Genomic DNA, 8,240 nt, shown 5'->3' with positions numbered 1-8,240 from the left:
GTGCCTCTTGCGGCTTAAAGTTCATCGATGAGGAACGGGTTCACCTGCATCACATCGATGGAAATCACGCCAACTGGAAGAAAAATAATCTGGAAGCAATTCACGAGAGTTGCCACGATTATAAGCACATGAGCAAAAGCGCAAGCTAAGAACATCGGGAGCCGTGTACACGGAAACGGGTACGCACGGATCTAACTGAGAGGTGCGGGGAATAATATCCCCCATCGACTCAACCATTTCAAGAAGCTTTTTATGGTAGACCTGAGTTTTTCCTGAAAGAGGAAGTTCGTCAAGCGCAGTCTGCTTGGGGGTTCATCGACAAGAACATCGAACATGAGTACGTCGAACATCTGCGTTCAGATATTCAATCCGGTGAATGGGACAGATTGTATGGATTTCATCGAGAGATGCCATTTTTTGAAGGTGCATATCGGATGCTAGAATTTAACCTAACAGGTGCTTCAACTTGACAACCCTACTGTCATGTTTTTTGCACGAAATTCCGCACAAAAAATACCCCTGTTTGATGCGTTGCAGAGTAGGTCAAAAAGTCTATATATGGAATTTAAGCGAGGACAGTATTAAATAATTAGTCCTCAACACCCGAAATAATCTGATTTTTCAAGAGTTTAACGACTATAAACCTTCCATAAAACAAAATAAAGAAGATTATTTTCAAGTGGATAGGTTGCACTTCCAGAAGTACAGGATTGAGAATTAGACTTCTTGCATAAGTCGGGATAAGGGGTAGGGGTAAAGAGTAAAGGTTTTGTATTGTCCCCTTCCTCAATAAAGATGCATCCCTTTTCCCAACTCTTGCAAAAGTGTTTTTCGCAAGAGGTATGTCACCTAAAAACGCGCTTTTTTGGTGTCAACTGCGATCGCCCACGGTAAATTCTCTAAAATAATTTGCAGTCTGGGACTTGAAGTAACTGGTTCAATCGAGTCTGGGAAAAAGCGAACTGCTTCTACAGTAGTTAAGTGTAAATCTCGTTTCACTTTATCGATGGTGAATTGACTGTAGGGCATAGTAATTCGTAATTAAGTTGTTGACAACCCTACTGGTCTGTTCCATTAATTTTGTAGAAAAAAATGTCCGTAGTAAGGGCTTTAATCCTTGATTTTTAAGCACTTTAGTGCTTACTACGAACCTTTCAGAACTAATGGGACAGACTAATAGCTCCTCAATTAACCTTCCAATGCCTTAGCTGTCTTCTCCTTATCCAACTTCAGAATTAACACACCCAAGGGTGGTAAACACAAATCCAAGGAATAAGGACGACTGTGCAAAGACCAATCATCTGTCCACTTACCGCCTAAGTTGCCCATATTACTACCGCCATACTGACGGGCATCGCTATTGAACAACTCGGTATAAAATCCCTTTTCGGGTACACCAATACGGTAGTGAGAATGGGGTTGCGGTGTGAAGTTGCAAACCACAATTACAAAATCCTCAGAATCCTTGTCGCGACGGATAAAGGAAACGACACTGTGGCGGTTATCGCTACAGTCAATCCACTGAAACCCTGGCTCAGCAAAATCCTGGGTGTATAAAGCTGGTTCGCTACGGTAAAGACGGTTTAAATCTTGGAAAAATGTTTTTAACTGTTGATGTGGTTCATACTGTAATAAATGCCACTCTAAGTCAGCCCAAACATTCCATTCACTCCACTGTCCAAATTCCATGCTCATAAACATGGTTTTCTTGCCTGGGTGAGCGAACATGTAAGTAAACAAGCAACGCACATTGGCGAACTTCTGCCATCTATCTCCCGGCATTTTGCCAATCATGTTACTCTTGCCATGCACTACTTCATCGTGGGACAAGGCCAACATGAAGTTTTCACTGTGGTTATACCACATACTAAAGGTGATATTGTTTTGGTGGAACTGGCGGAACCAAGGATCCATGTTGAAGTAGTCCAACATATCGTGCATCCAGCCCATATTCCACTTCAAGTTAAAGCCCAGTCCGCCTGTGTAGGTGGGCCAAGATACCATCGGCCAAGAAGTGGATTCTTCAGCAATGGAGAGAATTCCCGGAAAATAGCTGAAGATAGTGTGATTTACTTGGCGGATAAAATCTGCTGCTTCTAGGTTTTCTCTGCCGCCGTATTGGTTGGGCAGCCATTCTCCAGGTTTGCGGCAATAGTCATTGTAGAGCATTGAAGCCACAGCATCGACACGAATCCCGTCAATGTGGTATTTGTCAAACCAAAACAGGGCATTTGCCATCAAAAAATTTCTCACTTCGTGGCGACTGTAGTTGAACACCAAAGTACCCCATTCTTTGTGTTCGCCTTTGCGGGGGTCGGCGTGTTCGTATAAGTGGCTACCATCAAAGAATGCTAAACCATGACCATCTTTCGGGAAGTGACCGGGAACCCAATCCACAATGACACCGATTTCGTTTTCATGACATTTGTCAACAAAATACATGAAATCTTCAGGCGTACCAAAACGGGAAGTAGGCGCATAATATCCAGTTACTTGGTAACCCCAAGAACCATCAAAGGGATGCTCAGCAATGGGTAGCAATTCTATGTGGGTGTATCCTAATTCTTTAACGTAGGGTATCAGTCGGTCTGCTATTTCCCGATAAGTTAAAAAGCGTGCGCCTGGTTTCAGTTCGGAAACAATAACTACAGGTTCGGTTTCACCATTGGGGAATTTAGCTGGTTCAGCACTAGAAGCATGTAACCAAGAGCCTAAATGTACTTCATAAACAGAAACCGGCCCAGTTAAGGGGTCATTGTGACGCCGCTTTTCCATCCAGGCTTCGTCATTCCAAGTGTAAGCATCTAAATCAGTGACAATGGACGCCGTTTTGGGGCGGGGTTCCTGCTGGAAACCGTAGGGATCGGATTTTTCGTAAATGTGGCCTTCAAAATTTTTGATTTCATATTTGTAATGTTCGCCCACTCCAATTTCTGGAATGAACAATTCCCAAACCCCAGTGGGGCCTTTACGCATTTGGTGTTTGCGCCCATCCCAGTAGTTAAAATCTCCCAAAATTGAGACATTGCGGGCGTTGGGTGCCCAAACAGCAAAATAAACGCCCTTGACGCCATTTATTTGGGTGGGGTGCGCTCCCAGTTTTTCGTAAATTCGATGATGGTTCCCTTCACCAAACAAATGCAAGTCAAAGTCTGTCAAATTGGGAGAACGGAAAGCGTAAGGGTCATAGGTGACACGTTCGTGTTCCCCTTCTTTAATCCGTAATTGGTAGTTTGCCAGTTCTGCGGTTTCAATGGTGCATTCAAAAAAGTTGGGATGATGAACTGTTTGCATTGGGTATTCTTTCCGTTGTTCGGGAAGAATGACCCATGCTGCACTTGCATTTGGTAGGTAGGCCCGCACAGCCCAGGCAGTTTTGCCATTGTGTTCTATGGGATGTGAACCTAGTATTTCAAAGGGATCGTGATGTTGGTTCCAAACGATACGGTTAACCTGTTCAGGAGCGATCGTGGTCATGGACATGAAGCTACCTACGTGTAATAACGTGATTGACTAAACGTACTTTTTTAATATCTATATATATTCTTTACATTTATTTGCAATTTTGTCGCCATCGTTATCCTACCTCAGAAATAATTATCTGTATTTTGGGTATGGGGGATTGCAAAGAAGGGAAAAGGGTAAGGGGCAAGGGTAAGGGGAAAATCCTTCCTTTTCCCTTTAACCTTTCCCCTTTTCCCTACCCGAAGGGTTTTGACTAAATACTTAAAAATGGGAAAAACTGGAGTAGGGTTTTACGTATACGAAGTAAAAAAATTTGGTCGCGAATTTTGGGGTCTAGTTTTGGTGGCGGTGCCTGTTGCAGCTCTATTTCTAACTGGGCATATTCGGCAGCAGTCAAAAATCTACCATCGATGGGCGATCGCCCTTCTATAATAATCTGTGCCCGTAATATCTCTTCTGGTACATCCTCTGGGGGTGGTAATGCTATTACTGGCGATCGCCTATAACTACTTAACAATACAATTGTTGTAATTATTACATTTATTAAAATTAATTGTACTATTTTTTTGATTTTAATATTTGATAATAAGTATTTTACCTGAGATGACATAACTGGTGTTGGAGCATACTCTTACACTGCGTTGTCAAAATATGCTGACATGGAAAAATTCTGAAATTGTTAGTTAATAAGCGTTGAATTTTAGCAATATTTAAGAAGCCTGTGTTTTAGGCTTCTTAAATTGGTGTAAAATCTCGTACTTCTAAGGAAAAGCAGGCTAAGGGAAGCATCTTTGCCAGGAGAAGGGTACAGAAGTTGGAAATTTTGAATTCTGCTACGAAGTCGGAGATCGGGCTTCCTTTAATCTCAACTTCACTAAGGGAGTTCCAAGCCAAAAAATATTCCATAGAAGATTCTTAAGTGTTGACTGTTGAGTGTGAACTGGAGCCACTGCGGTCTTGGGGTTTCCCAAAATAAAGCAAGTGGCGTTCAACAGTCAACACTTTAACCGGAATAATTTATTTTTTGGAGTTCGCCAATTGTGCTTACTCGACGAATGAGCAAGCTAGACCAGCGTTTCCCACATCAGCTCTACAAAATTCTCACACTAGAACACACAGCGGCAGCTTTTATGTGAACTTGATGAATTCAAGTTTTTGGTGAGTAGCTTTGTTAGTAAGCTATTCTCGGCTGACTTGAAATCAATTTTCAGAGTGCTTTATTTAGGACTAGCAGTCGGGGTAGCTGCGGGGGTAGCTGCGGGGGTAGCTGCGGGGGTAGCAGGCGCGTCTGTTGGTTCACCTGTAGCAGCTGGAGTACTAGTACCAGTACCACCATTTTCACCACCACCTTCACAAGCTCCAAGCATTGCAGCCAGACTTAACATGAGAGCCAAACCAAAGATTTTTGTTTTCATAACTCCTCTTTCACCAATTGTGGCTAGAAAAATTTTTCGCCTGTTGAATACGATACCGTATTTATTGCTTTTTTTTAAATGCTGTAAGACTACATACTTAAAAAAACAACCCTTTGGGGTATTGTTTTTCAAACTAGGTATCGTACAGGCATTTGATTGGTTTTTTGAACTCAGGAGCAAAATCCAAAGCACTAAATTGTTTTCTCAGCTGAGTTATCATAGCAAAAATTTTATCTCAGAGTATTGCACCTTACGGCCATCCGTTGCCATACTTTAGGTGCAATATATCTAAAGAGCCAGTTATTCCGTCTATAATCGCTGATTGCAAGATTCTAATATCTAGAGGATGCAAACATTGATATAGCTAGCTATTACAAGAGTTAAAAGGGTGTAGTCTGTTATTTGTGTTTATTGCATATAAGGGTATTTGAACCTAAGCAAAAATAGACAATCAATTGAAAGTAGAGTATTTTTCATCTAAAAAAACTTATGGTTGTTGCTCGTAAATCAACTGTTTCTACAAAGAATACTGGGTTTTGGCGAGATTCAATTCTTTCTTTAGGTAGGCGACGACGTTCTGCGCGTCTGGAGTCAACAGCGCAGAGTGATTCTATACCTGCTAGCCCAGCGGCACCAGTATCCTCTACAACAAGAAAGCATTCCTCAAAAAAATTATCGATTTCTTCTACAAATGAGGCAGTAATGCCAAAATTACCTAAAGAGTTGGGCAGACAACAACTGCCAAATCTTAACGACCAATCGAATCAAAGCAGCAAGAGTCCAGAGACAGGTTTTCTTGGTCTTCCCATTATGTCTGGTTCTGGAGCAACACCCTTATGGTTGCTGCGTTTATACACTTTTCATCGTTATTCATCAGTTTTGGCATTTTTGTTAGTAGCAGCGACACTTGCAGTTTATGGCTGGACAGTGTATTCTCAAGAGCTTTGGAGTCAGTCGTATCGCAGATTGCAAAATCTCCAACGTCATGAGCGGCTCTTGACAACAACTAACGCAACGCTGACAAACAAAATGGCACAGGAAGCAGAACAGTCAAAAACAGGGCTGGTATCGCCAACTCCTGAAGGAATGATTTTCTTACCTCCTGCATCTTCTAACTCTGAACTAACATCGCCTAACACAAAACCAAATCCTCAACCTCAACAACAAACAGTCTCGCCGTTGGGGTATTGAGGGGATGGGGGGATGGGGGGATGGGGAGACAAGGGAGACAAGGGAGACAAGGGAGACAAGGGAGACAAGGGAGACAAGGAGAATAAATCCTGATTTTCCAGTCAACGGTCAACAGTCAACCATCAACACCCCCCATCCCCAATAACTAATGACTAATGACAAAGGACAAACCCAATGCAAAAGTCACCAAGCAAAACAAAGTTTGCAAAGTTTCGCACTCCAGGACTCACAAGGCGACAGAGGCGTTCTAAAGGAAGTTTTTTCGGAAAATTTAAGTTTAAGTTTAATATCCAAGAGCAAACATCCAATAATAAGTCCCGATTGTTTGTTGTCTGGGGTGTGTTAATGGTAGCGGGGTTGGGATTGGCTATTAATTTGTATAATCTGCAAATTATCCGGGGGCCAAAGTTAACAGAACAAGCACGAAACCAGCAAATGATCAATTTGCGACCTTTTATGCCCCGCCGTCCGGTGGTAGATCGCAATAATAATTTGTTGGCGATTGACCGTCCTGTGTATACTTTGTATGCTCATCCCAAATTGTTTGATAAGTCTAATGAAGAGATAGCACAGCAACTTTCCCCGATATTGGCGAAAGATGCTCCAGAATTGGTGAAGACTTTTGAAAGTAAAAAAAGTGGCATTGTACTTGCGCCAGCGATACCGGAAGAAATTGTCGATCGCATCACTTCTTTGCGTTTAAATGGTTTAGAACTGATTCAAAAATACTCGCGATTTTACCCTTCAGATGATTTGGCTGCTGATGTGGTGGGCTATGTGAATATTGACCGTCGCGGTCAAGCGGGTGTGGAATATTCTCAAGAAAAGTTGCTAGAACGTTCTGTACAAACGGTGCGCCTCAGTCGAACGGGTACTGGCGCTATTATGCCAAATCATGCCCCTGAAGGTTTTTTAAATTTTGATGATTTCCGACTGCAATTGACTATTGATAGTCGTTTGCAGCGAATTGCCCGCACTGCCCTCAAGCAAAAAATGGATGAGTTTAAGGCTAAACGCGGGGCTGTCATTGTGATGGACGCGTTGGATGGTTCTTTACTTGCCTTAGTTTCTCAGCCCACTTATAACCCTAATGAATACGCCAAAGCTAATATTTCACTGTTTAAAAACTGGACGGTGGCGGATCTTTATGAACCGGGTTCCACCTTCAAGCCTTTAAATGTGGCGATCGCTCTGGAAAATGGTGTTATTAAACCAGATGATATGTTTAATGACTCCGGTTCTATCCGTGTAGCTAATTACACTATTAAAAATGCTATGAACAATGGTTATGGGCGAATCAGCATCGCTCAAATCCTGCAAAATTCTAGCAACATTGGCATGGTGCAAATTATCCAACGATTAAAGCCGACAATATACTACAACTGGCTGGAACGTTTGGGATTAGGACAAAAAGTTGATACGGATCTACCTTTTGAAGCTGGCGGTCGCCTCAAAAGTCAAGAAGAATTTATTGCTTCCCCAATTGAACCAGCTACTACTTCCTTTGGACAAGGCTTTTCCATGACACCCATACAGCTGGTACAAATGCACGGTGCTTTAGCCAATGGCGGTAAATTAGTTACACCTCATGTAGTCCGGGGTCTAATTGATACCAAAGGACAGATGCACGATTCACCCGATCGCACCATGCCACGTCAGATTTTCTCCGCTGCCACAGCTCAGAAGGTAGTGGAAATGATGGAAACGGTTGTGTCTGAAGGTACAGGTAAGGTAGCGCAAATTCCCGGTTATCGCATCGCTGGCAAAACTGGTACCGCCCAAAAAGCTAGTCCCAATGGTGGTTACATCAAGGGTGCGAGAATCACTAGCTTTGTAGCTATTTTACCAGTGGAATCTCCTCGTTACGTAGTGTTTGCATTAGTGGACGAACCACAAGGAGAAAACGCCTACGGTTCCACCGTCGCCGCCCCGATTGTGAAGTCAGTAATTCAAGCTTTGATTCCTTTGGAAGAAATTCCGCCAAGTAAGGGGATGGAATTGGGTGTGGGGCATGGGGCATTGGGCATTGGGGATGGGGCAGAGGGAGTGGAGGCAGTTCCAGGGAACAGAAATATGGATTAAGAGGGAATGGGGAGATGGGGAGATGGGGAGATGGGGAGTGTGGGGAGATGGGGAGATGGGGAGATGGGGAGATGGGGGAGACAAGGG

The 8,240-nt window shown here is 43.0% G+C and carries 8 protein-coding genes; 4 read left to right on the top strand and 4 right to left on the bottom strand.

Annotation, left to right across the window (positions count from 1 at the left end; all coding sequences use genetic code 11):
* A partial coding sequence (locus VF06_RS43305) for an HNH endonuclease (RefSeq protein ID WP_143861876.1) occupies positions 1-149 on the top strand: 149 nt, incomplete at its 5' end.
* Between the two features lie 700 nt (positions 150-849).
* On the opposite strand, the gene VF06_RS38355 is transcribed toward VF06_RS43305, so the two are convergent.
* The 4 genes from VF06_RS38355 to VF06_RS38340 all read right to left on the bottom strand — a co-directional run bounded on the left by VF06_RS38355 (position 850) and on the right by VF06_RS38340 (position 4,880).
* Complete coding sequence (locus VF06_RS38355; RefSeq protein ID WP_099072798.1) at positions 850-1,029, bottom strand: hypothetical protein; 180 nt, start codon at positions 1,027-1,029, stop codon at positions 850-852.
* 159 nt (positions 1,030-1,188) lie between these two features.
* On the bottom strand, positions 1,189-3,483 hold the full coding sequence (gene glgB / locus VF06_RS38350; RefSeq protein ID WP_180267658.1) for a 1,4-alpha-glucan branching enzyme: 2,295 nt from the start codon (positions 3,481-3,483) through the stop codon (positions 1,189-1,191).
* Between the two features lie 235 nt (positions 3,484-3,718).
* Positions 3,719-4,075: a hypothetical protein gene (locus VF06_RS38345; protein ID WP_099072796.1), complete on the bottom strand. Its 357-nt coding sequence runs from the start codon at positions 4,073-4,075 to the stop codon at positions 3,719-3,721.
* A gap of 607 nt (positions 4,076-4,682) precedes the next feature.
* Positions 4,683-4,880, bottom strand: coding sequence for a hypothetical protein (locus VF06_RS38340; RefSeq protein WP_099072799.1), 198 nt, complete (start codon positions 4,878-4,880; stop codon positions 4,683-4,685).
* Positions 4,881-5,369: 489 nt separating this feature from the next.
* On the opposite strand from VF06_RS38340, the gene VF06_RS38335 reads away from it, so the two are divergent.
* From VF06_RS38335 to VF06_RS38330, 3 genes are read left to right on the top strand one after another with little or no spacing between them, the layout of a single operon-like run.
* Positions 5,370-6,071: a hypothetical protein gene (locus VF06_RS38335; protein ID WP_099072795.1), complete on the top strand. Its 702-nt coding sequence runs from the start codon at positions 5,370-5,372 to the stop codon at positions 6,069-6,071.
* A 4-nt stretch (positions 6,072-6,075) separates the two neighbouring features.
* The gene (locus VF06_RS41855) at positions 6,076-6,216 is read left to right on the top strand and encodes a hypothetical protein (protein WP_180267657.1); all 141 of its coding nucleotides are present in this window, start codon (positions 6,076-6,078) and stop codon (positions 6,214-6,216) included.
* A 29-nt stretch (positions 6,217-6,245) separates the two neighbouring features.
* Positions 6,246-8,153: a peptidoglycan D,D-transpeptidase FtsI family protein gene (locus tag VF06_RS38330; RefSeq protein ID WP_099072794.1), complete on the top strand. Its 1,908-nt coding sequence runs from the start codon at positions 6,246-6,248 to the stop codon at positions 8,151-8,153.
* Positions 8,154-8,240: the final 87 nt, after the last annotated feature.

The sequence above is a fragment of the Nostoc linckia z4 genome (assembly GCF_002608075.1).
Classification (GTDB): Bacteria; Cyanobacteriota; Cyanobacteriia; order Cyanobacteriales; family Nostocaceae; genus Nostoc; species Nostoc linckia.
Note: the sequence above shows the minus strand (reverse complement) of the source record. Positions and strands in the feature narration are given on the sequence as shown.